At 47.2% G+C, this 24,452-nt stretch carries 14 protein-coding genes; all 14 read left to right on the forward strand.

Annotated features, from left to right (window positions below; genetic code table 11):
- The first annotated feature begins 182 nt into the window (after positions 1–182).
- The 14 genes from A4R26_RS25830 (at position 183) to A4R26_RS25895 (ending at position 24,379) form a co-directional block, all read left to right on the forward strand.
- The gene (locus A4R26_RS25830; RefSeq protein ID WP_165760416.1) at positions 183–776 is read left to right on the forward strand and encodes an RNA polymerase sigma factor; all 594 of its coding nucleotides are present in this window, start codon (positions 183–185) and stop codon (positions 774–776) included.
- 217 nt (positions 777–993) lie between these two features.
- The gene (locus A4R26_RS25835; RefSeq protein WP_081169419.1) at positions 994–2,229 is read left to right on the forward strand and encodes a FecR family protein; all 1,236 of its coding nucleotides are present in this window, start codon (positions 994–996) and stop codon (positions 2,227–2,229) included.
- 463 nt (positions 2,230–2,692) lie between these two features.
- Positions 2,693–6,199: a TonB-dependent receptor gene (locus A4R26_RS25840; RefSeq protein WP_081169420.1), complete on the forward strand. Its 3,507-nt coding sequence runs from the start codon at positions 2,693–2,695 to the stop codon at positions 6,197–6,199.
- Between the two features lie 31 nt (positions 6,200–6,230).
- Positions 6,231–8,027: a RagB/SusD family nutrient uptake outer membrane protein gene (locus tag A4R26_RS25845; RefSeq protein WP_081169421.1), complete on the forward strand. Its 1,797-nt coding sequence runs from the start codon at positions 6,231–6,233 to the stop codon at positions 8,025–8,027.
- A 140-nt stretch (positions 8,028–8,167) separates the two neighbouring features.
- Positions 8,168–9,508: an IPT/TIG domain-containing protein gene (locus A4R26_RS25850; protein ID WP_081169422.1), complete on the forward strand. Its 1,341-nt coding sequence runs from the start codon at positions 8,168–8,170 to the stop codon at positions 9,506–9,508.
- Between the two features lie 35 nt (positions 9,509–9,543).
- A complete protein-coding gene (locus A4R26_RS25855) occupies positions 9,544–10,827 on the forward strand; it encodes an alginate lyase family protein (protein WP_081169423.1) in 1,284 nt (427 codons plus the stop codon).
- Positions 10,828–11,319: 492 nt separating this feature from the next.
- Complete coding sequence (locus A4R26_RS25860; RefSeq protein ID WP_133054780.1) at positions 11,320–11,685, forward strand: hypothetical protein; 366 nt, start codon at positions 11,320–11,322, stop codon at positions 11,683–11,685.
- Between the two features lie 135 nt (positions 11,686–11,820).
- The gene (locus A4R26_RS25865; protein WP_081169636.1) at positions 11,821–12,936 is read left to right on the forward strand and encodes an efflux RND transporter periplasmic adaptor subunit; all 1,116 of its coding nucleotides are present in this window, start codon (positions 11,821–11,823) and stop codon (positions 12,934–12,936) included.
- Between the two features lie 67 nt (positions 12,937–13,003).
- Complete coding sequence (locus A4R26_RS25870; protein WP_081169425.1) at positions 13,004–16,195, forward strand: efflux RND transporter permease subunit; 3,192 nt, start codon at positions 13,004–13,006, stop codon at positions 16,193–16,195.
- Positions 16,196–16,257: 62 nt separating this feature from the next.
- Entirely contained in the window at positions 16,258–17,715 is a 1,458-nt protein-coding gene (locus A4R26_RS25875) for a TolC family protein (protein WP_081169426.1), read from the forward strand.
- A 307-nt stretch (positions 17,716–18,022) separates the two neighbouring features.
- Complete coding sequence (locus A4R26_RS25880) at positions 18,023–18,430, forward strand: hypothetical protein (protein ID WP_081169427.1); 408 nt, start codon at positions 18,023–18,025, stop codon at positions 18,428–18,430.
- Between the two features lie 99 nt (positions 18,431–18,529).
- Positions 18,530–19,612, forward strand: a complete 1,083-nt coding sequence (locus A4R26_RS25885) for an efflux RND transporter periplasmic adaptor subunit (RefSeq protein ID WP_081169428.1) — start codon at positions 18,530–18,532, stop codon at positions 19,610–19,612.
- A 173-nt stretch (positions 19,613–19,785) separates the two neighbouring features.
- On the forward strand, positions 19,786–22,953 hold the full coding sequence (locus tag A4R26_RS25890) for an efflux RND transporter permease subunit (protein ID WP_081169429.1): 3,168 nt from the start codon (positions 19,786–19,788) through the stop codon (positions 22,951–22,953).
- Positions 22,946–24,379: a TolC family protein gene (locus A4R26_RS25895; protein WP_081169430.1), complete on the forward strand. Its 1,434-nt coding sequence runs from the start codon at positions 22,946–22,948 to the stop codon at positions 24,377–24,379. The genes A4R26_RS25890 and A4R26_RS25895 overlap by 8 nt, the downstream gene beginning before the upstream one ends.
- The last annotated feature ends 73 nt before the right edge of the window (positions 24,380–24,452 follow it).

A 24,452-nucleotide genomic window follows, 5' to 3' on the forward strand; every position in this document is an offset into this window, starting at 1 on the left:
AACAAAAACCTGTTCTCGTTATGGGAGCAGGTTTTTTTTATGACGCGCTTAAAATGGCGGAAAAGCACTATTCATTAGGGTGGTGTATTTTAAATTTTAATTATATAATTACAAAGCCGCAGCATGGGTTATCATTTATAAGTTTTTGTATTACTTTTACCGCCCTAAGTAGTAATCCTTATTTGGAAGCGACAATAATCTATACTGATGAAACACTTCTCGATCTTGTAGCCGATGGCGATAAAGATGCATTTACCATGCTCTATCGCCGTTACTGGCAGCCATTGTTTACATCGGCAGCAAGGGCGCTTCGTTCAAAAACAGATGCGGCCGACCTGGTTCAGGATATCTTTTTATCGATCTGGAACCGCCGGCATGATCTTAATATTACCGGTTCGCTGGCCGCCTATTTACAAACAAGCGTGCGGTACAGTGTCATTAAATACATTGAAAAAAATATTACCCGCCGCGATTACCTTATCCTGTTAACGGAAGTGCTTGTCAACTATCAGCCGCCCGATGTAGAATCCCAACTGCAAATAAAGGAGCTGCAAAACGTAATACGATCTGCCGTGGAACAAATGCCGCATAAAATGCGTGAAGTATACCAGCTCAGCCGGCAGCATCATCTTAGCCATAAAGAAATTGCCGGTCGTTTGGGCATTTCAGACGAAACAGTGAAAAAGCATATTCAACATGCTTTACAAATTATTAAAACAGCCATCAGGCATAACGCCACAACATTTGCGTTCCTGCTTATTCAATGGTTGAAGTAAAGCGACTGACTATTCCCGTTCCTGTTCAGGATTGCTGCAATTTACGCCTCATATATTTGTAACTGATCTGCCATATGGTTATGGGTAAATTACCAGAACAGGGTAAAGTATAATTACGTTCGAACCCTGGCTCAAAAAAAAATTCTGTTTTTTTTACCCCCTCGGTTGCATTTGCCGGACAGTATATACGTTGCCCGAATTTTTATATGCTTGAATTATGAATGAAACATTGGCAACTGACCTTTTAAAAAGATACAGTAGCGGAGATTGTTCAGATGTTGAGAAACAGCTTGTAGAAGCATGGTACAATGAATTGATCGAAACGGGAGCCCTTGAATGGGAGGAAGGAGAACGTGAATCAATGCAGGCTGCCATTGAAAACCGGTTGTTGCAGAACATGACTGACGATGAGATCCCGTATGTACCGGTACGCCGGATGCATACTGCCGCCAGGACCTGGTGGGTTGCAGCTGCCATGCTGGTATTATTGACCGGCGCGGTGTATTACCTGCATACCAAAAAACAGGCGGCCCTGCTTGCGAAAAAAGAACAAACGTTAAAGAACGATGTGGAGCCCGGCAGCAACAAAGCAGTTCTTACTTTATCGAACGGTTCAACCATTGTTCTCGATGATGCGTTGAACGGAGTGATAGCGGAACAGGGTAATGCCAAAGTGATGAAACCCGCCGACGGGCAGTTGTTGTATGAACAGGAAGGCGATAGGGAGAACGGGCCGTTGGTTTATAATACACTAACCACACCCCGCAGCGGACAATACCGGCTTGTATTACCCGACGGTTCCAAAGTATGGTTGAATGCAGCCTCTTCTATTCATTATCCTATTGCATTTGCAGGAAATGAAAGAAGGGTACAGATAACCGGCGAAGCTTATTTTGAAGTGGTCAAAAAGCAGCTGCCTTCGGGAGTTCACGTGCCCTTCATAGTTGATCTCCCTCCCGCCGGGGGAGTAAAGGGGGGCCAGAGCGGCCAGATAGAAGTGTTGGGAACGAATTTTAACGTAAATGCCTACAGTGACGAAAGAGCCATTAAAACAACATTGCTCGAAGGAAAGGTGAGAATAAGCCAACCGGCAATCGACAACCGGCATTTGACAAAAAATGCTGAACGTTCAGTTGTCTTGAAACCCGGTGAGCAGGCTGTATTGGCAGGCGCCCATTCACCATTGACCATTGACCATTCACCGGATGTAGATAATGTGGTAGCATGGAAGAACGGCCTGTTCCATTTTGAGAACGCCGATATAAGAACAGTAATGCGACAGCTTGCAAGGTGGTACGATGTAGAGGTTGAATATGAAGGAACCACCGTGAAAAATGATCCCTTGTTTGTTGAAATTTCAAGGAACACCCGGTTGTCGGATGTACTGAAAGTTTTGAATGAATCGGGAAGTGCGAAGTTCACCATCCAGGGTAAAAAGATCATTGTTAAATAACCCCTATAATATGCATATCCTGTTTGAGGCCATCCGCGTCTACTGTAAACGCGGACAATTAATAACCTATGGATCATGGCTCCATGCCTGTCGTGGAGCCCGTACCCTGTCGGGCGGTACAAACGCTGCAATTTATCATTCTCTTTCGGCTGCAACCATTTCTTGCCGGCAGCTACCCGACGATTCTTATAAAGAGGTCTTCCGGAATAATTGACGGTGTGTTTAACCAGTGCATTGACGATTGTTTAATCCGCTTTGCGGATTGACCAGGGATCGGTATGCCCTATCATAAAGTGTATTTGGCTGAATGAAGGTTTTTTCATTGGCCTGAATAAAAAACCGCCCCGAAGGCGATCGGTGCGGTTTGTAAAAATTCAGGTTAATGCAATGCAGATGCTGATATCCTTATTGTTTAACCCAAGACCACCCCGGTCAGTGAAACCGGGGGGCTAAATCCAAATTTATGTATTTAATTCATTGCCTCCACCGCTATTTGGCGAAAATAAAGGTGGGGCGTAAAGAACTGATCGTAATGAATTACCTGTTCATTTTTCTACTGTTTACCTGTTTCAACCTCTCGGCAGGCGTAGTGTATTCTCAAAAGGTTACACTCTCCGGGAAGGACATTCCCTTAAAGCAGGTCTTTAAGGAGATCAAAAAACAGGCAGGATATACGTTTGTTTACCGGGAAGTGCTGTTGCAAAAAGCCGGTCCGGTTAACCTGAACGTGAAGAACGCTTCCGTTCCGCAGGTGCTCGACATTTGCTTCAAAGGCCAGCCGCTATCCTATACCATTATCAATAACAACATTGTTGTAGTAAAAGAAGTGGTGTTCTCTTCTCCGGCGCCGCCAACCACTTCTACCCATACTGCACCCACGAATGTTGTTATACAGAACCCCATAAAAATAATAGCCCCGCCCATTAAAATTACCGGTCGCATTTTGGCCGAGAACGGTCAGCCGCTGGCCAACGCCAACGTTGCAGAGAAAGGAAAATTAAATGCAGCGATCACAAAAGCCGACGGTTCATTTGTGCTGATGGTTGAAGGCCCGCAGTCGGTGCTGGTGATTTCCTATGTTGGTTTCGACGATAAACTGGTGGTTGTTGGCGACAAAACCGAGCTTGAAATAAAATTGACCACCACGCAATCGCCCATGGAAGAACAGGTGGTGGTGGGTTACGGTACTTCCAAAAAAGCAACGGTAACCGGTGCGTTGGAACCTGTAACCAACAAAGTATTTGAAAGCAGGGCGGTAACCAACCCCGCACTGGCATTACAGGGTAGCACACCCGGTTTGGTTATTACAAGAACGTCAACCCGCCCCGGTAATGAAGCGTTGAACCTGCAGATCCGTGGCGTCACTTCTATAAACGGCGGACAGCCGTTGATCGTTATCGACGGTATTCCCGTAGCAAACACCAATGCCTTCTTCACCATGAACCCCGATGATATTGAATCGGTGAACGTGTTGAAAGACGGTATGGCCGCCATCTTCGGGTCGAGAGCCGCCAACGGTGTAATAATGGTAACCACCAAACGCGGTAAAGGAAAAACGCGGATCGACTATAATTATAATGCGCGTATCAATACCATGGGGATAAGAACGCCCACCACCTCGATGCAGAATTATGCTGCTTTATGGATCGAGGCCAATAAGCAGGAGATCACACCTGATTACTGGGGATGGCAGTCGATAGAGAACCTCGAAAAAATGAAAGCCGGTGTGGAAGGAATTTATTCAACCTCCAAATGGGGCGATGTATTCATTGGTAACGCCGACCGTTTCGATGAATTGTTCTCTCCCCGTCTTTCACAACAACATGGCCTCAGCATTTCGGGATCAACCGATAAAACCGCTTACCGTTTATCTGCAGGTTATGCCGATAACCGCGCACCGCTGGCAACCGCCTATGATGGTAACAAACAATACAACCTGCGCCTGAATTACGACTATAAACTGGCCCAAAAAGTGAAACTGCAAACCGGTCTTTCTTATCAGCGCGATGTTACTTCTTCGCCTTCGAGCGGTATGCGTTTCGAACTCATCGGTTATGATCCGCCGTTCTTCCCGGCTAAAAACCCGTTTGGCCAGTGGTATGCCAACTTCAATTCGGCCGGTAACCGGAACAGTACGGCTGCTACAACCGATGGCGGGCGTGATATCAGGGCGAATGACCTGCTACGCATCGACTTAAAAGGTACCGCCGAAATTTACAAAGGACTTGAACTGGAAGGAACCGCTTCATTCCAGGTGAACCAGTACCGTATGGATAATTACCACCTCACTGTTCCCATGTACACATGGACAGGAGAGTCGGCTTCTGAGAAAATAAATCCCGAATCGGATATCAGGGCCGAAACACAGAACACTTTATACCAGAACTATACCGGTTTGTTACGGTATACCAAATCGTTTGGTGGCCACCGTATCACCGCTATGGGTGGTATCAATGCCGAAAAGAACGATAGCAAGGGATTATATGCCTATCGTACCAACATCGGCAACGACGGGGTTTATGACCTGAACGTTGCGCCTGCCGACTACGTAGAAGGAAGAGGCGGCCGCAACCAGTGGGGGATGTATTCCTATATCGGCAGAATAAATTATGCATTCAGGGGAAAATACCTGGTTGAAATACTGGGCCGCCGTGATGGTTCTTCCCGGTTTGCACCCGGCCATAAATGGTCGAATTTCTATGATGTATCTGCCGGTTGGGTAATAACCAATGAGCAGTTCCTCAGAGACCTCGATATCGTCGATCTCAACTACCTGAAGATCCGCGGTGGTTATGGTATCATGGGAAACAACGTCAACATCTCGGAATATGATTATATCTCCGACATCGTAATGGGCAATACCGTATTCGGAAGCACGGCCGGCAACCAGACCGTTATCCGGTTGAACCGTAATGGCCTTACCAGCGTTGACCGTACCTGGGAGCGCGTGAAAATGATGAACGTAGGTTTTGACCTCATCATGTACCGTAACCGCTTAAACGCCCGTTTCGATTATTACAGGAAAAGAAACGACGGTATGATGGTGCAGGTGATCTATCCATCTGTACTGGGTGGAGATGCACCGCAAACAAATAACGGTGTGCTCGATGTGCACGGTTGGGAAGCGATGGCAGGCTGGCGCGATAAGATCGGCGATTTCAGCTATAATGTGTCGGTGAACGTTTCTGACAGCCGCAACGAGCTGGTGAAATTATACGGCGCCGCTACTTCAAACCCCGGTATGGTAGCCGCAAAAGAAGGTTATCCCCTGAACTCATGGTTCATGTACCACACAAGAGGTTTTCTGAAAGACGAAAAAGAAGTTGATCTGTATTACAACAGGTATACCGCTTTGGCGCAGGGCGAAATTCCTGCGGTAAGTAACGATGAAAGACTGCGGGCCGGTGATACCAGGAAGCGTGATGTGGATGGCAATGGCGTTATCGATCAGAACGATGTGAAGTTCATGGGCGATGCTTCTCCGCATTATACATTCGGAATTACCCTTGGCGCCGGCTGGAAGAACATTGACTTCAGCGCATTCCTGCAAGGGGTAGGCGAACAATATATCGAGCGTACCGGTGCGCTGGCCTATCCTTTCTACGCAGGGTACACCAACCAGAACACTTCATTCCTCGGAAAAACCTGGACACCTGAAAACCCAGGCGCAAAATATCCAAGGTTAACCGTAAACAAAGTACGTTCAAAATGGAATTACCTGCACAACGATTTCATGTTGCAGAACAACCGTTATATCCGCATGAAAGCGTTGATAGTAGGTTATACCCTGCCCCAATCACTGATCTCGAGAGTGAAGCTGGAAAGAGTAAGGATCTATTTCTCAGGCAACGACCTGTTCGAAATAACCTCTGTAAAAGACGGGTTCGATCCTGAGCAGGGCGCTGATTCGCAGTTAAACGGTTACCCGTTCATGAGAACCTGGTCGTTCGGTGTTAATCTCGGTTTATAATCTAATATCTGAATAGCGAAAAAAACTCTACATGAAGAACTTCATTATTCCGGCGGTTATTGGCGCCATGCTTACCGGCGCCGTTTCGTGTCAGAAAAATTTTCTCGATCTGAAGCCCCTCGACAGATTGAACGAATCATCCTATTTTACCACCCCGGTGCAGTTTAAATACGCTACCAATGATTTCTATGAGAAAATGATCAGTTGGGAAAAGATCGACGGTAGCAGCATTTATGATTTTATGGACTTCGGTTCCGACATTTCGGCAAATGTTAACGAAGGGGTTCAGACCAGTTATGGCCGCGGCGCCATAACTGTGCCCACCGACGATAAGTACTGGGACAACGCCTATGCATATATCCGCGCTATCAATATCGTTTTACAAAAGGCGGAAAACTATTCCGGTAAAAAAGAGGAGATAAAACAATACATAGCCGCCTCAAAATTTTTCAGGGCCTGGCATTATTTCTTCCTGTTGAAACGCTTTGGCGGCGTGCCGTTGATCACAACCGTGCCCGATATTGAAGGCGCGGAATTGTCGGCCCCCCGTAACAGCCGTTACCAGGTTGTTGACCACATCCTGGCCGACCTGAACGAAGCCATCGAAGGCCTTCCAACTGAACAGGCAATTCCTACAACGGAAAAAGGCCATGTAAGCAAATGGGCCGCCGAAGCATTTAAAGCACGCGTATTGTTATACGAAGCAACCTGGCGTAAATACACAGGGACATCAACCGATTTCAAAGGGTCTGAAGGCCCCGCCGGTGATCAGGTAAACCAGTTCCTGACAGAAGCGATCGCCCGGGCAAAAAATGTGATTACGAAAGGCGGTTATAAATTATGGAACTACAACAGTTCGTTAGGCAACCGTAGCTCTTATTACCTGTTCTGTATCGATGGTACCGGTTCAAACCCTTCAGGGCTCGATAAAACTTCCAACAACGAGTTTATCCTGAAAAGCATGTACGATCTGAACCTGCGTCCCGGCGGCATCAACCTTTCACGAACCATGCAAACCTACCAGTTGCCTAACCGCAAGATGATGGATATGTATGTGTGTACCGACGGGTTGCCCATTCATAAATCATCGATGTTCCTCGGTTATGACGAGGTATCGAAAGAATACCAGAACAGGGATTATCGTTTGTTAGGTCATGTACTTGGCGGATCGGCAGGCATCCCGGCAAAAGGATCTGTCAAACTCGACGGAAAACTGGGTTATACCAATTATAAATTTGCCGCCTACAGGTATCCAACATACCGTGCCGATAACCAGGAGTCGCAGGACTATCCACAGATACGCCTGGCCGAAGTATACCTGATCCTTGCTGAAGCACTGTATGAAAAGGATGGCGCCATCAGCGATGCAGACCTCAATAGTACGATCAACCTGTTAAGGGCAAGAGCCGGTGTGGCCCCGCTTACCAATGCGCTGGTAAGCACCAATGGCCTCGACATGCTGGAAGAGATCAGGAGAGAGAGAACGGTTGAACTGTTCGGCGAATGCACCCGCTTCGATGATCTGAAACGCTGGGGCATTGCAGAGTACAGCCTGAACCAGCATATCTGCGGTATGGTGGTAGGCGATGCTTCTTACCCCACTGAATTCAGGGATGCTGCCGGCAACGCTACCGCGCTGTACATTCCCCGCAACTATGAAAAAGGCGGTGTTAGTGAAACGGTGGTAAATACGCCCGCGGGCGATGTGAAGGCGATCCTCATAGATGCATCAGCCAACCGGAATTTCAAAAGAAAACATTATTTATACCCGTTGCCATTGCGTCAGATCCGGTTGAACCCCAACCTGGTTCAGAACAATGAATACTAAGTAACAGGCAATAGGCAATTGACAGAGAGAGGAGCAAATAACAATTTGTGCTCCTATCCAATCGGGAGATAGCAAATTGACTGTCGATTGTCTATTGCCGTTTATGATTACCATTTGAGCATCTGTTTAAATCCATATATATGAAGTTTCCAGTAAAAAATATTCAGTTCATTACAGCCATACTTGCTGTGGCTGCAGCTTATGTGGGTTGCACCAAGGGCCCCGATATTAAGTCATATTCTTACCCTGCACCGGAACCGAAAGCGATATTCCCCGATGCGGGTTATGCCGGTTATGCCGATGTAACCATCACCGGCGCCCGGTTTGGCGATTATAAACAGGCCGTTAAAGTATTTTTTGGCGGTATTCAGGCCGATACCATCCTCAGCTGTGAAGATGAAAAGATCGTTGCAAGAGTACCGGCCGATGCCGTTTCCGGTAAAGTAAGTTTGCATGTTTGGACGCACTCGATAGACTCTGTCGCCAGTTTTAAAGTAATGCCCAACCCGGTAATTACTTCAGTGAGCGAGTCTGCCGGTGTACCGGGTGATGTGATCCTGATCTCAGGCGCCCATTTCGGTACCGATGCTACCAAAGTGAACGTTAACTTCAATAATACACCAGCTACCGTTAATTCAGTTGAAGATTCATTGGTTAGTGTTACAGTACCTGCCGGTTTTGTGCCCGGCAAGCTGCACGTTACCATAAATAATTTCAATATAACCGGGCCCGATTTTGGAATTCTTGTCGCTACTCCAACACCTGTTTATGCGCTGGATTTTGAAAGCGACCTGGTCGACAAAATAAGCGGTGTTGCAGCCACCTATAATAAGGGTACGGCAGCGGATCTTACTTACGAAGAAGGAAAACGTGGCATGGCAGTGCGATTCCCCGGTTTTACACCCACTTCATGGAACAGCTCGGGCTCTGTTTCAATACCTGCGACAGTATTCCGGCAAAGAGACTTCTCCGTTACCTGTTGGGTAAAATGGGATGCGGGTAGAAACATTTATCCCGACCCCATCTTTGAATTTGGTGAAGCCCGCGGCACACGGTTTTGCTTTTTAAACAGAATGGGTTCCGGAACAAATAACTGGAATGGTACACAACAAAAAATAGTGACACGTTTCCTGTTAGAGAAAAAAGTAAGGAATCCGGGAACTGGTGCAACCGAAAACTACGAAGATTATTTAGGCGGTTCCAATGTAGTGCCGCCAACCGTATGGAAACACGTGGCCATCGTATATTCTTTCACTAATCAGTTTATGAAGATCTATATGGATGGCGTTGAGATCGGGTCGAAAAACCTTTCAAGAAACGACGCAGATCCTTTCCTGATGACCATTAACAATGCCCGTATTGGTGGTTATGCATACGGTTCTGGTACCGAAACAAACTATGCCGGCTTAATGGATAATTTCCGTGTATATAACCAGGCATTGAGCGGAGACCAGATCTATACTGACTTTTATAAAAAATAGGAACGTACACCAATATTCAAAAGCTCCAAATTACTATGAAACGAATCGCAGGTTTTTCTATACTGGCCATCGTATTGAGCGTATCGGCCATATACTGCTCGAAGAAAGGCGGTGAAGAATATGATGAATTATATGATACCACTGGCATAGTGGGCGCCGTAAAATATATTGATACGCTGGCTGCTGGTAATGCGTTGAAACATCCCGGCGGATTGAATGTGAAGGAAGATTTTGACCGTATCAAAGCGGCGCTGCTTGCAAATAATACAGACATCATTGCCGGTTACAATAAACTGATAGCTAATTCGCATGCTCAGCTTTCTTATTCGCCCAACCCGGTTGAAAAACTGGTGCGCGGCGGAAAAAGCCGCGAAGAGCCCGATGCCGATAACTATTCGCGCGCTTTCAATGACGTAGCGGCCGCTTACCAGTTAGGGCTTCGCTGGAAGATCGAAGGCAATGATGCATATGCCGGGAAGGCCATTCAGATCCTCAACGCCTGGGCTGCCACCTGTAAAAAATTGAGCGGCGACCCCAACGTATTCCTGGCTGCCGGTTTCTACGGTTACCAGTTTGCACTGGCCGGTGAACTGTTGCGCGATTATGCCAACTGGAAGCCGGAGGATTTCAAAAAATACCAGCAATGGATGCTGGATGTTTTTTATCCCAAGAACCATTCATTCCTTACAACACATAATGGTGCGTGTATCGATCACTACTGGGCTAACTGGGATTTAGGTAATATAGCTTCAGTGATGGCCATCGGAATTTTAACCGATAACCGTACCCTGTACAATGAAGCGGTGAATTATTTTCAACGCGGCGCCGGTAACGGAAATATCAGGAAGGCGATCTATTACGTGCATAAAGACCAGGGCCTGGCGCAATTGCAGGAAAGCGGCCGCGACCAGGGACACGCTACACTGGTAATGGCTATGTTAGGCACCATCTGCGAAATAGCCTGGCACCAGGGCGATGATTTTTATGGCTTTGGTGATAATATGGTTTTAAAAGCATCGGAGTATAATGCCAAATACAATATTGCCCGTGAAGATGTTCCCTGGAAAGAGTATGCATACAAAGATTGTGATACTACAATAATGCATACCGCGCCAAGCGAAGAAGAAAGAGGCGATCTCAGGCCCATCTATACCATGATCTATAACCACTATGTGAAGCGCAAAGGTATTCCGGCTGCTCCTTATACCCTCATAGCTGTAAACAGGAGTTTTCCTGAAGGCGGCGGCGGCGATTACGGTTCAAACAGCGGTGGTTTCGATCAGCTTGGTTTCGGCACCCTGTTATATACAAGACCATAATTTATTAATAAGATCCAATATCCAAACCGGTGTTGCCACACTTTCAATGTGTGGCGCACCGGCAAAAAATCAATATCCAATATCCGAAATCCAGTATCCTGAATCCAGTATCCGGTCCGGTATCCTGAAAAACCAAGATCCAATATCCCGTCCCCTTTACATTTTTTTGTTCCCGATGTAAGTCAGGAGACACGGGAACCAGAAACTCCGGAAGGCCTCCCGATAATTTCGGGGGGCTTTTTTTATCGTGTCACGGTTTCTTCACAGGGATATGGTTAAAGCAATATTTAAAATTTATTAGAATGATATTAGAAATTCATTAGTGTTAAATGCTCAACTGATCAGCAGGTAATTTTACATCACAATTTTGCATATACTTAACCACAATAAAAAAATAATGAATAATAAGGATTGATTGCAACCGTTTTAATGATAAATCAATCTGTAACTATAGTTAGTGTGTACAGTTCATCCTGAAAATAAATCGTGATTGTGATCAAGAAATACTTTCTTCAATTCATCGTTTATTTATTGTTCGGCCTTCTGGCGATGGCCGATCCGGGTCTGCGTACGCAATGGCATGCAGGATACAACACATTATTTGCCAACACCCCGGGTGGTCATAATTTTGTATCCGGTGATGATGAGCAGGTTAATTGTACTTATGACACCCGCAAGAAGCAATCGTTTCTACGGTTACGATTCCGTGCAGAAACATTATTCCGCAACAGCTACAATGATATAGGCAAACCGGTTAGTACTATCGATCCCGCAAAATTACCGGTATCGTATGCCAGGAAATGTGCCCATCTTCCCCCCTTTTATTATCTCTTTCTTTTCAGGCTTACTCCATTCTGACCCTTGTAATACCGTTTCTTTCTCTGCTTGCGATAATGATAATTATAACAGGAAATTGCTTGCTCCAAAAACAGGTTTGGCAGGGAAATATTTGCTTATCCCTTCCTATTAAATATTAAATAAATGTATAAAGAGATGAAAGCTTTAGCAGCCTTGAATATTTTGTCGATAGTCTGGTTAACAGGATGTGCCGTAAAAGGAAATACAGAAAAGAAAAATGCAGATGTGGAAGTGCCTGTATTTGAATTGAAAAGCAGGGATACTACGCTTAACCGCTCGTATGTGGCAAATATCAATGCCCGTCAGAACGTTGAGTTGAGGGCAAAAGCCTCTGGTTTCCTCGAAGACATACTGGTTGATGAAGGCCAGATTGTAAGGAAAGGCCAGTTGATGTTCCGCCTCAACGATGCCGAGTTCAAGGTGCAGGTAACTGAAGCAAAGGCCGCATTGGCCAGTGCAGTGGCAGAAGTGAAAAGCGCTGAAGTGGAATTGCGCCGGGTACAGTCGCTTGTAGATAAAAAGATCGTGACAGGCACTGAACTGGAACTGGCAAATGCAAAGCTGGCTGCTGCAAAAGCAAAGGTTGACGAAGCCCGCGCAAGGGAAGAAAAAGCAAACATCAGTTTATCTTATACAGCTATACGGGCGCCGTTCGATGGCATCATCGACCGCATACCGCATAAATTAGGAAGCCTTGTTAATGAAGGAACTCTGTTGACCACCGTGTCGGACAATAAAGCCATGCACGTATATTTTAAAGTGTCTGAACAGGAATATCTGAGTTATGTAAATAATAAGAAAGCCAGAGACGCCAAACAACCCGCCACGTTGGTGCTGGCCGACGGAACTACCTACAAACATCGCGGCAGAATTGAAACGATGGAAGGCGAGTTCGACAAGGAAACCGGCTCTATCGCATTCCGCGCAGCATTTCCCAATCCATCGGGTGTACTTAAGCATGGCGCCAGCGGAAACATCGTACTTACAACGCCCATTTCAAATGCCCTCATCATACCATCGAGATGTGTGCTGGAGATCCAGGACCGTAATTATGTATTTGTTGTAGACGAAGAACAGAAAGTAAGCATGAAAAGTTTTATGCCCGAAGCCCGCATCGATGATTTCATTTTGGTGAAATCGGGTCTCGATGAAGGCGATCGCATTGTATATGAAGGCGTACAAAATATAAAAGAAGGCAGTCCGGTTAAACCCCGTATGTTAAGTAGTGAAAGCGTTTTGACTGCAGACTGATTGTTGCGAAAAGCAATCTGATCCTTATTTAACAACAATTAAAAAGCAGTAAAAAAAACCGGATAGCATGTTTGAGACTTTTATAAGACGACCGGTGTTGTCGTTGGTGATCTCTTTGGTTATACTCTTACTGGGCGTTCTCGCCTTATTTACTTTACCCGTAACCCAGTTCCCCGATATAGTACCACCCTCGGTAGTGGTAACGGCCACGTACAATGGCGCCAATGCCGATGTATGTACAAAAGCGGTAGCCGTACCGCTCGAGCGCGCCATCAACGGTGTGCCCGGCATGACCTATATGAGCTCTGTAAGCAGTAACAACGGTGTTACGCTTATTCAGGTTTTCTTCGAAGTAGGCACCGACCCCGACCAGGCGGCGGTGAATGTACAGAACCGTGTAATAACCGTGTTGGACGAATTGCCCGAAGAGGTGATCAAGGCCGGTGTTACGGCAGAAAAAGAAGTGAACTCCATGCTGCTGTACCTCAATATTATGAGCAACGACAGTACGGCAGACGAAGAGTTCATTTATAATTTTACCGATATTAATATTCTCCATGAATTAAAACGCATTAATGGAGTAGGTCTCGTTGATATCATGGGTTCGCGCGATTATTCCATGCGCGTTTGGTTAAAGCCCGATAAATTATTGGCCTACAATATCTCAACCGACGAAATAATAGCAGGGTTACGCCGTCAGAATATTGAAGCGGCGCCCGGTTCAACCGGCGACAATTCAGGTAAGGATAAACAGGCAAAGCAATACATCCTGAAATATACCGGCAAGTTCAATACGCCCGAACAATACCGCAATGTGATCCTGCGCGCCAATGAAGACGGTTCTTTGTTGCGATTGAGAGATATTGCCGATGTGGAGTTTGGTACGGTGAGTTACGACATGGTATCGAAGACAGATGGCCGTCCCTCTGCATCCATCATGATCAAGCAACGCCCGGGTTCAAATGCAAGTGAGGTGATCGAAACCATTAAAACGAAAATGGCGGAACTGAAAGAGACCAGTTTTCCGCCCGGAATGACCTATAACTACGCTTACGATGTATCGCGTTTCCTCGATGCCAGTATCCATGAAGTACTGCGTACTTTAATGGAGGCGTTCATTCTCGTGTTCATCGTGGTGTTCATCTTCCTGCAGGATTTCCGTTCTACCCTCATCCCCGCGCTGGCCGTACCCGTTGCACTGGTGGGAACGCTGGCCTTTATGCAAATGCTTGGCTTTTCTATCAACATGTTAACCCTGTTTGCATTGGTGCTGGCCATTGGTATTGTGGTAGATAACGCCATTGTGGTAGTGGAAGCGGTGCATGTGAAAATGCAGGAAGAAAATTTACCGGCAACAGAAGCTACCATTGCCGCCATGAAAGAAATAGGCGGCGCAATAGTGGCCATCACCGGTGTTATGTCGGCCGTATTTGTGCCGGTGGCATTTTTGTCAGGCCCTGTGGGCGTGTTCTACCGGCAGTTCTCGCTCACACTGGCCATGAGCATCGTTATCTCTGGTATCAACGCCCTTACGCTTACGCCGGCATTGTGCGCGCTGATGCTTAAGCATAATCATGGCGCTAAGAAAAAGAAGAACCTGTTACAGCGTTTCTTCAATGGGTTCAACCGCGTGTACAACCGTACGGAAAAAGGTTATGGCCATATGGTTACGCATATGGTGAAACGCAAAGCGCTTACCCTTGGCGTACTCGTATTGTTTTGCGTGGCCACCTGGGGCGTTTCGAAATTCCTGCCATCAGGGTTTATTCCGGCTGAGGACCAGAGCATGATCTATGTAAACGTTACTACGCCACCCGGTTCAACCGTAGAACGTACTGAGGAAGTACTGGATAGGGTACAGAAAGCGATCGGAAAAGAAAAAACCATCGATAATATCAGTACACTGGCCGGTTATAGTTTGATGAGCGATGTTACCGGCGCTTCCTATGGCATGGCCATGATCAACCTGAAAACCTGGGACGAAAGAGAAGAAACCGTTCAGCAGATCATACAACAATTAAAAGCAAAGACCGCGCATATAGCCGATGCGGTGATAGAATATTTTGAACCGCCCACCGTGCCCGGTTTTGGTAATGCCGGTGGTTTTGAGTTCAGGTTATTGAACAAGAACCGCAATACCGGTTTGCAGGAGATGGCTGAAGTGTCGGATAAATTTCTGACCACGCTGAAAAATCATGAAGCCATTTCAGGCGCCAATACCAGTTTCGATCCCAACTTTCCGCAATATCTGTTGCACATCGACCAGGAAATGGCGGCCAAACAGGGCGTAAGTGTGGAGAACGCGATGAATACGTTGCAAACCCTGCTGGGTAGTTATTATGCAACCAATTTCATTCGCTTTGAACAAATGTACAAAGTGATGCTGCAGGCATTGCCCGAATACCGCGCCAACCCCGAAGACGTGTTGAAGTTATACGTCAAAAACGACAAGGGCGAAATGGTGCCGTACTCGAATTTCGTACGAATGGAAAAAGTGTTCGGCCCCGAGCAGATAACCCGGTATAATATGTACACCGCCGCCATGATCAATGGAGATGCGGAAACGGGTTACTCGAGCGGACAGGCCATCAGTGCCATTCAGCAGGTGGCCGATAGCGTATTGCCCAAAGGGTATACGTACGAATGGAGCGGTATGACCCGTGAACAGATCATTTCGGGTAACCAGGCCGTTTACATCTTTGCGGTATGCCTGGTGTTTGTATACCTGTTACTGGCTGCGCAATATGAAAGTTTCCTGTTACCGCTGGCGGTTATTCTTTCATTACCTGCCGGTATTGCCGGTGCATTTGCCCTGCTGCTGGCCATGGGGTTGGAGAATAATATCTATGCCCAGGTAGCATTGATCATGCTCATCGGTTTGCTGGCGAAGAATGCGATCCTCATAGTTGAAGTAGCTGTGCAGCGGCACAGGGCCGGTATGCGGGTAATTGAAGCTGCACGAGAAGGCGCGGTATCGAGGCTGCGTCCCATCCTCATGACCTCCTTTGCCTTTATTGCCGGTTTGATACCGTTGTGTATTGCCAATGGAGCAGGCGCTATGGGTAACCGTTCTATCGGGAATGCGGCCGCAGGCGGCATGCTGGCAGGTACCCTCTTTGGTATCTTCCTGATCCCCGGCCTGTACGGATTGTTCATGTACCGCCGTACAAAGAAGAAAGGTAAAAAGAATGTGCGGCCCCATGAAGAAGAGCCGTTGACCGAACATATGGTAGATCATGAGGAGATAGCAAAACGATAGCGGTGGGTCGCTCTTGCAGAGCTGCTCACCCTGGTGTTACTTTTTAAATTATATATCAACTAATGAAAAATATATTCTCCCGTATCAGTGGAAAGGTAATAACGGGATCAGCTTTTTTGGTTTTTAGTGTAGTATCGGGTTGTAAGGTAATGACCCCGTCAGCGCTGCCTGCGGTAAAACCGATGCCGCAGCAGTTTGCTGACAAAACAGGCGCCGCCGATTCGGCCAACCTGGTTTTCCGCAATATCTTTTCCGATCCGCATCTGAATACTTTTATAGCAACCTCTTTAAAGGATAATACCGATTTGAATATAGCGCTGCAACGCATCGCCGCGGCGCATGCGCGGTTATCGGAAAGAAAGGGCGCCTTTCTGCCTTCGGTGAATGGCGTAATTTCCGCTGCTGCCGACAGGTACGGCGATTATACGATGAATGGCGTGGGCAACTTCGACACCAATCTTTCGCCCAATATCAATAAAGACCAGAAGATACCCGTAAGCCCTACAACCGATATGTTTGTAGGTCTTACCAGTAACTGGGAGATCGATCTCTGGGGCAAATTGCGCCATTTGAAAAAAGCGGCGCAGGCCGAATTGCTGGCAACCGAAAAAGGTAAACAACTGCTCATTACCTCGCTGGTGGCAACACTGGCAGAAGGGTATTATACATTACTCGGCCTGGATACAGAATTGAAGATCGTAAGAAAGAACATTGGTTTGCAGCAAAGGGCGCTTGAAATTGTAGAGGCGCAAAAGACCGGTGGCCGGGCCAATGAACTGGCGGTACAACAGTTCAGGGCGCAGTTGCTGAACACCCGCGGCATCGAGTTCAGGATCCTGCAGGATCGCATTCGCATCGAAAATGAATTGAATGCCATCGCCGGCAGTTATCCCAAACACATCGATCGTGACACCGCTCTTCCGGCATCACCGGCAACAGCAATTGAAACCGGTTTGCCTGCTTCATTATTATCTGCGCGCCCCGATGTTAAACAGGCCGAATTTGAATTGGAGATGATGAAAGAAAATGTGCAGGCCGCGCGCGCCGCTTTTCTGCCTTCCTTAGTATTGAGCCCCTATGTGGCGTTCAATGCATTTACACCATCGTTATTGTTCAATGGCGGAAGCCTGGCCTATGGAATTGCCGGTGGTTTAACCGCACCGCTTTTTCAGCAACGCCGGTTAAAAGCGCAGTTCACTATTGCAAATGCCGCCAGCAAAGAGGCGGTATATAATTACCAGCAGAAACTGCTCGATGCCTACAGTGAAGTGGTGACCAATATGAATGCGGTGGAAAATAACAAAAAGTCACATGAACTGAAGTTGCAGGAGGTACGCGAACTGAACGCAGCAGTAACTTCTGCCCGTGAATTGTACCTTACCGGTTATGCAACCTATCTGGAAGTGATCACCGCCCAGAAGAATGTACTGGAAGCCGAACTGGCGCTGAATGAACAGAAGATGAACATTTACCTCTCCCTCGTCAGGTTGTACCGCAGTCTCGGCGGCGGCTGGCAGTAGTAATTAGCTAATGTGATAAGGTGATAATTTGATAATGTGATAATGTGATAATGAAATACAGAGATCCGCAAATTTAGTATAAAGGCAGGTGTGCCACGTTTCAAAGACGTGGCACACCTGTTTTAGGGAAGTATTTTACTAATGAAATGTTATTGACACCCTGCCGGCTTCCCGGTTGTGTTTTTACAATTAATTTTACGACATCCGCCCCTCAATGGATTCCCGGCAAAACGCAGGCGGTAAACTAAACGATTGCTTTCCACAAACGGGAAGACTTGTCCTTTTAAATCTTCATATTAGAAGCCTGATGGAGTTGCTGGTTAAAATTTTATTATCACTTTGTTCATTTTTGCCGGGCGTGCACGCACACACCTCCCAGCAACATGTTCATGGCTTCTCCAAACATTTCTACACCCTGCCGGCCGGGGATCTCAACAACCTGCAGAATGTACAGGCGGTGGTTAGTCAACGCCGCTCAGCAGGCGACCGCCGGGCAAATGACGAGGCTGCCGAAAGGGAAGAAGAAAGTGAGGACGACGATGATGATGAATCGCGATCGTCCAAAAAGCACCCCGGTTCCGGTAGCAATTTCATTACTTATAATTCCGCATCAAACAATAGCGCACATTATTTTTTAAATCAATTCTCCGCCAACGGGCAGTTATCGCATTTCTCCGCCAATAAATTTATCATTCACTGTGTTTTCAGGATATGATCCTGAACTTCTCCACATGAACCTAACCAGCTAACCTATCGATTGGCTGTATTTATTGTATTCCATTATCGAATTATCACATTATCGAATTATCACATTATGAAAGGAATTTTTATGCTCACAGGCTTGTGCGCCCTGTTGTGCTATACTGGTTGTACGACAAAAGAAGAAAGCAAAGAAGAACCTGCCAGATTACTTGTAACCAGTCCGCTCAAAATGGACACTACCGTTACCCAGGAGTACGTGTGTCAGATCCGTTCTATCAGGAATATTGAATTGAAGGCCCAGGAAAAAGGGTACCTGCAACGTGTGTATGTCGACGAAGGCCAGTTTGTAAAGGCCGGGCAATTATTATTCAAGATCATGCCTACGCTGTACCAGGCAGAAATGGAGAAAGCCGATGCGGAAGCGCAGGCGGCCGATATTGAAGTGCAGAATACGCAGTCGCTGGCCGACCGCAATATAGTATCTAAAAACGAGCTGGCGCTGGCCATAGCGAAAGCAAAAAGGGCAAAAGCAGAACTGGCGCTGGCGAAAGCGCATCTCGCATTTACCGATATCAGGGCGCCATTCGATGGCATCGTTGACCAGCTGCATTTGAAACAGGGAAGCCTTGTTGAAGAAGGGGAGTTGCTCACCAGTCTCTCAGACAACAGCCAGATGTGGGTGTACTTCAATGTTTCCGAACCAGAGTACCTCAACTACCAGGCAAACCTGAAAACAAAGGAAAAAATGAAAGTGGAATTATTGATGGCCAACAAACAGGTATTCAATCATCCCGGTTATGTGGAAACCATCGAGGCCGAGTTTAATAACGAAACCGGTAACATCGCTTTCCGCGCCTCATTTCCAAACCGGGAGGGACTGCTTCGCCATGGCGAAACCGGCAGCATTCTTATGAAAGAACAAATGAAAGATGCTATAGTCATTCCGCAGAAAGCCACCCTCGAGATCATGGATAAGAAATATGTGTACATAGTGAATAAAGACAATGTGGTGAAATTAACGCCTGTCACTATTGCTGCAGAGATCCCTGACTTGTATATAATAAAAGATGGGGTGAATGAAGGCGATAAGATATTGCTGGAAGGCATCCGCAAGGTACAGGATGGCGATAAGATAAGCTTTGAGTTTGAAGAACCCGAAAAGGTGCTGGCGCATCTGAAGCTTGAATCGGAATAGATCTAAAAGCAGTTGCTGTTACCAGGAACCGGTTACCGGGGCTCGAAATATTACAGGTTGATTACAGGCGGGCATTCCGAATCAGGGGTCCGGCAACGGGTAACCGGTAACTGACACATCGACCCCGCTCGAGCAATGTTCAGTCGGGCGGGCATTCACCAAAAGATAAAACTATGTTTAATATATTCTTAAAACGGCCGGTCTTTGCGATCGTGCTATCCCTCGTCATTGTCTTTATGGGAATTCTGGCAATTAATACATTGCCAACATCCCAGTTTCCATCCATTGCGCCGCCACGGGTTATCGTTAGTGTGGCCTACCCGGGCGCCAGTGCCGATGTGTTGGTAAAATCTGTGCTCATTCCCATGGAAAAAGCCATAAACGGTGTGCCTGGCATGAAGTACATGACATCGGATGCCACCAGCGCCGGTGAGGCAAATGTACAGGTAGTGTTCGATCTGGGAACCGATCCCAATGCGGCAGTGGTAAACGTAAAGAACCGGATAGAACAGGTAACGAACCGCCTACCCGTGCTGGTACAACGGGAAGGGATCATTGTTAATATTTTACAACCGAATATGTTGATGTATGTTAACGTATTCAGTACCGACAAACACGCCGATGAGAACTTTCTTTACAATTTTACCAATGTAAATATCCTGCGCGAGCTGAGCCGGGTAAAAGGCATTGGCAGCGCGCAGATCCTCGGCAGCCGGCAGTATGCCATGCGCATCTGGCTGAAACCCGATCGCATGCGCGCCTATAATGTTTCTACCGATGAAGTGATGGAGGCATTGGCCAGCCAGAGTATTATCGGTTCTCCCGGCAGGTTAGGCCGCAGTGATGGTAAAAGATCTGAAGCGCTGGAATATGTATTGACCTACAAAGGACGGTATAACCAGCCCGATCAGTATAAGAATGTGATCATTCGCGCCAATCCCAAAGGCGAGCTCCTGTACCTGAAAGATGTGGCCGACGTTGAATTGGGAAGCGAATTTTACGACATCTATTCCAACCTCAATGGCCATCCGTCAGCAGCCGTAGTATTGAAACAAACCTATGGCAGTAATGCGCAGGATGTAATTAAAGCCATTAAAGAAAAGCTGAACGAGTTGAAGAAAGAATCCTTTCCGCCGGGAATGGATTATGAGATCGACTATGACGTATCCAACTTTCTCGATGCATCAATTGAAAAAGTATTGCATACGCTGGCAGAGGCCTTCGTACTGGTGGCTATTGTGGTATTCATCTTTCTCGGCGACTGGCGTTCGACGCTTATTCCCACCCTGGCGGTACCGGTTTCGCTTATCGGTTCCTTCTTCTTTATGCAGTTGTTTGGGTTGAACATCAACCTCATCACCCTGTTTGCGCTGGTACTGGCCATAGGTATTGTGGTTGATAACGCCATTGTGGTTATTGAAGCGGTGCATGCGAAAATGGAAGAAACGCATATGTCGCCCTACAATGCAACCAAACAGGTATTGCACGAGATCAGCGGTGCAATCGTCGCCATCACTTTTGTAATGGCGGCGGTGTTTGTTCCGGTGGCGTTTATGAGCGGTCCGGTGGGCATCTTCTACCGCCAGTTCGCTATTACTATGGCCACCGCCATTGTATTATCGGGGGTAGTGGCGTTAACGCTTACGCCGGTGTTGTGCGCTATGTTGTTAAAGAACAACCATGGCAAGCCGAGGAAGAAAACACCCATCGATCGTTTTCTCGATTGGTTCAACAGGGGTTTTGAGCGAATGACGGGCAGCTATTCAAGGCTGATGGAAAAGATCGTAAGCCGGCGCCTGGTCACCTTCGTATTGCTGGGTGCGTTTTGTTTTGGCATCTTCGGTATTGGTAAAACACTGCCTGCAGGTTTTATTCCCAGTGAAGACCAGGGTATGATCTATGCCATCATTCAAACCCCGCCGGGTTCTACCATTGAAAGAACGAACGACCTCGCCAAACGGGTGCAGGAGGTGGCCGAACATATAGATGGTATTCAGTCTGTATCGGCGCTGGCAGGCTATGAGGTGTTGACGGAAGGCCGTGGTTCAAATGCCGGTACCTGTATAATAAGTTTGAAAGACTGGGCGAAAAGAAAACATAATGTATCGGCGATCATTGAAGAACTGGAAGAGAAGTGTAAGGAAATACCGGGCGCTACCATCGAGTTCTTCGGTCCGCCGGCCGTGCCCGGTTATGGCGCTGCGGGTGGTTTTGCCCTGCGTTTGCTCGACAAAACCAATAGCGACAATTACCTCGATATGGAAAAGGTGAACGATGACTTTATGGCTGCGCTCAAAAAGCGTAAAGAGCTCACCGGCTTGTTCACCTTCTTCAGCGCCAATTACCCGCAGTACGAACTGGAGATCGATAACAGGGCTGCCATGCAGAAGGGCGTGTCAATCGGAAAGGCAATGGATAACCTTTCGATACTGATAGGCAGCAGCTATGAGCTGGGCTTTATCAGGTTCGGCAACTTCCTGAAGGTATTCGTACAATCGTCGCCTGAATACCGTGCGCTGCCCGACGACCTGCTGAAATTATACGTAAAGAACAACCGCGATGAAATGGTGCCCTATTCGGCGTTTATGTCAATCAAAAAAACGCACGGGTTGAACGAGATCACGCGGTACAACATGTACAATTCATCGGCTATCAGGGGCGAACCGGCCAAAGGATACAGCAGCGGCGAGGCCATAAAGATCATTCAGGAAGTGGCCGATAAAACCTTACCCCGTGGTTATGGTATCGACTGGGAAGGGTTGTCGAAAGATGAATCGGCACGCGGTAATGAGGCGGTCATCATTTTCGGTATTGTATTGATGTTCGTGTACCTGATCCTGGCCGCGCAGTATGAAAGTTTCATTCTGCCATTATCGGTAATTCTCTCGCTGCCTGCCGGTGTGTTTGGGTCGTTCCTGCTCATTAAGGTAATGGGACTGGCCAACGACATTTACGCCCAGGTGGGTTTGATCATGCTGGTAGGTTTGCTGGGTAAGAACGCCGTGCTGATCGTTGAGTTCGCAGCGCAGAAACACCGGTCGGGCATGACCGTATACCGGGCTGCCATGGAAGGCGCCAGAACGCGGTTTCGCCCTATTCTTATGACGTCATTGGCGTTTATTGCGGGTTTGATACCGCTGGTAGTTGCTACGGGACCGGGCGCTATCGGTAACCGTACCATTGGTTCCTCCTCATTGGGCGGTATGCTCATAGGAACCGTTGCCGGGGTGATCGTGATACCCGGACTGTATTATATGTTTGGCAAACTTGCAGCAAAACGGCAATTGATCAGGAACGAAGACGAAAATCCATTAACAGAAGAAATTGATCACCATGTTTAGAAACACTATAATAAAATATGTAGGTATCGGTTGCATTTGCCTGGCATATGCAGCCTGTAAAACGCCTGTGCTTACCGGTAGAACGGAGAACAGAACGGTGCCTGCGGGCTACAACAACCCGCAGGATACTGTTAATTCCGGGGCCATTAAGTGGAATACTTTTTTCACCGATCCCAACCTGGCAGCGTTGATCGATACGGCGTTAAAGAACAACCAGGAGTTGAACATTACCTTGCAGGAAATAGCGATCACCAAAAATGAAATAACCGTCAGGAAGGGAGAGTACCTGCCATTTGTTGGTATCAAGGGAGGCGCAGGTGTTGAAAAGGTGGGCCGGTATACCAGCCGGGGCGCCAATGACGCTACTACTGAAATAAAACCCGGTAAGGAAATGCCCGAGCCCCTGGGTGATTTTTTGATAGGCGCCTATGCAACCTGGGAGGTCGACATCTGGCACAAACTGCGCAATGCGAAAAAAGCGGCCGCACTCAGGTATTTGTCAACGATAGAAGGCCGGAATTTCGTGATCACCACACTGATTGCGGAGATTGCCAATTCTTATTATGAATTGCTGGCGCTCGACAATCAGCTGGAGATCGTAAAACGAAATATCGATATTCAGACAAATGCGCTGGAGGTGGTAAAGCAACAGAAGGAAGCGGCGCGGGTAACCGAGCTGGCGGTACGTAAGTTTGAAGCGGAAGTGCTGAATACAAAAAGCCTGCAGTACAGCATTCAACAGCAGATAACCGAAACTGAAAACCGCATCAATTTCCTGTTGGGGCGGTTTCCGCAGCCAATACCACGCAATGCACAGTCGCTCGATAATGTGATGACTGAAAGTTTGCATGCCGGTATTCCATCGCAGTTATTGACCAGCAGGCCCGATATAAAACAGGCAGAGTTGGACCTGGCGGCAGCGAAGCTGGATGTGCAGGTGGCGAAAGCGCAGTTCTATCCTTCACTGGGCATAACGGCTGGTGTGGGATATAATGCGTTTAGTCCGTCATATTTATTGAAAACGCCCGGGTCTATGTTGTATTCACTGGCCGGTGAACTGGCAGCGCCATTGGTGAACAGGAATGCGATAAAGGCAATGTATTTAAATGCCAATGCTAAACAAATACAGGCGGTGTATAATTATGAGCGAACGATTGTGAATGCGTATGTAGAGGTGGCCAACCAGGTGTCGAAGATCGATAATTTGCAGAAGCGTTATGATCTGAAGTCGAAGCAGGTGGAGGCGTTAACGCAATCGATCACTATTTCAAATGACCTGTTCCGCAGTGCGCGTGCCGATTATATGGAAGTGCTGATGACGCAGCGTGATGCGCTTGAATCGAAATTTGAGTTGATAGAGACCCGGAAGGAGCAAATGAAAGCGAAGGTAAATATTTACCAGGCGTTGGGGGGAGGGTGGAAGTAATGTGCAAATGTGCTAATTGAATACAGGGACGGCTATAAAGTAATGTAAAAAGCCTCTGGTTGAGCTGGAGGCT

Source organism: Niastella populi (assembly GCF_002078015.1).
GTDB lineage: Bacteria > Bacteroidota > Bacteroidia > Chitinophagales > Chitinophagaceae > Niastella > Niastella populi.

Bases quoted from the DNA above. Each gene is read 5' to 3' on its own strand.
- A4R26_RS25835 (WP_081169419.1), top strand. From the start codon at position 994: ATGAATGAAACATTGGCAACTGACCTTTTAAAAAGATACAGTAGCGGA.
- A4R26_RS25840 (WP_081169420.1), top strand. From the start codon at position 2,693: ATGTATTTAATTCATTGCCTCCACCGCTATTTGGCGAAAATAAAGGTG.
- A4R26_RS25845 (WP_081169421.1), top strand. From the start codon at position 6,231: ATGAAGAACTTCATTATTCCGGCGGTTATTGGCGCCATGCTTACCGGC.
- A4R26_RS25850 (WP_081169422.1), top strand. From the start codon at position 8,168: ATGAAGTTTCCAGTAAAAAATATTCAGTTCATTACAGCCATACTTGCT.
- A4R26_RS25855 (WP_081169423.1), top strand. From the start codon at position 9,544: ATGAAACGAATCGCAGGTTTTTCTATACTGGCCATCGTATTGAGCGTA.
- A4R26_RS25865 (WP_081169636.1), top strand. From the start codon at position 11,821: ATGAAAGCTTTAGCAGCCTTGAATATTTTGTCGATAGTCTGGTTAACA.
- A4R26_RS25870 (WP_081169425.1), top strand. From the start codon at position 13,004: ATGTTTGAGACTTTTATAAGACGACCGGTGTTGTCGTTGGTGATCTCT.
- A4R26_RS25875 (WP_081169426.1), top strand. From the start codon at position 16,258: ATGAAAAATATATTCTCCCGTATCAGTGGAAAGGTAATAACGGGATCA.
- A4R26_RS25880 (WP_081169427.1), top strand. From the start codon at position 18,023: ATGGAGTTGCTGGTTAAAATTTTATTATCACTTTGTTCATTTTTGCCG.
- A4R26_RS25885 (WP_081169428.1), top strand. From the start codon at position 18,530: ATGAAAGGAATTTTTATGCTCACAGGCTTGTGCGCCCTGTTGTGCTAT.
- A4R26_RS25890 (WP_081169429.1), top strand. From the start codon at position 19,786: ATGTTTAATATATTCTTAAAACGGCCGGTCTTTGCGATCGTGCTATCC.
- A4R26_RS25895 (WP_081169430.1), top strand. From the start codon at position 22,946: ATGTTTAGAAACACTATAATAAAATATGTAGGTATCGGTTGCATTTGC.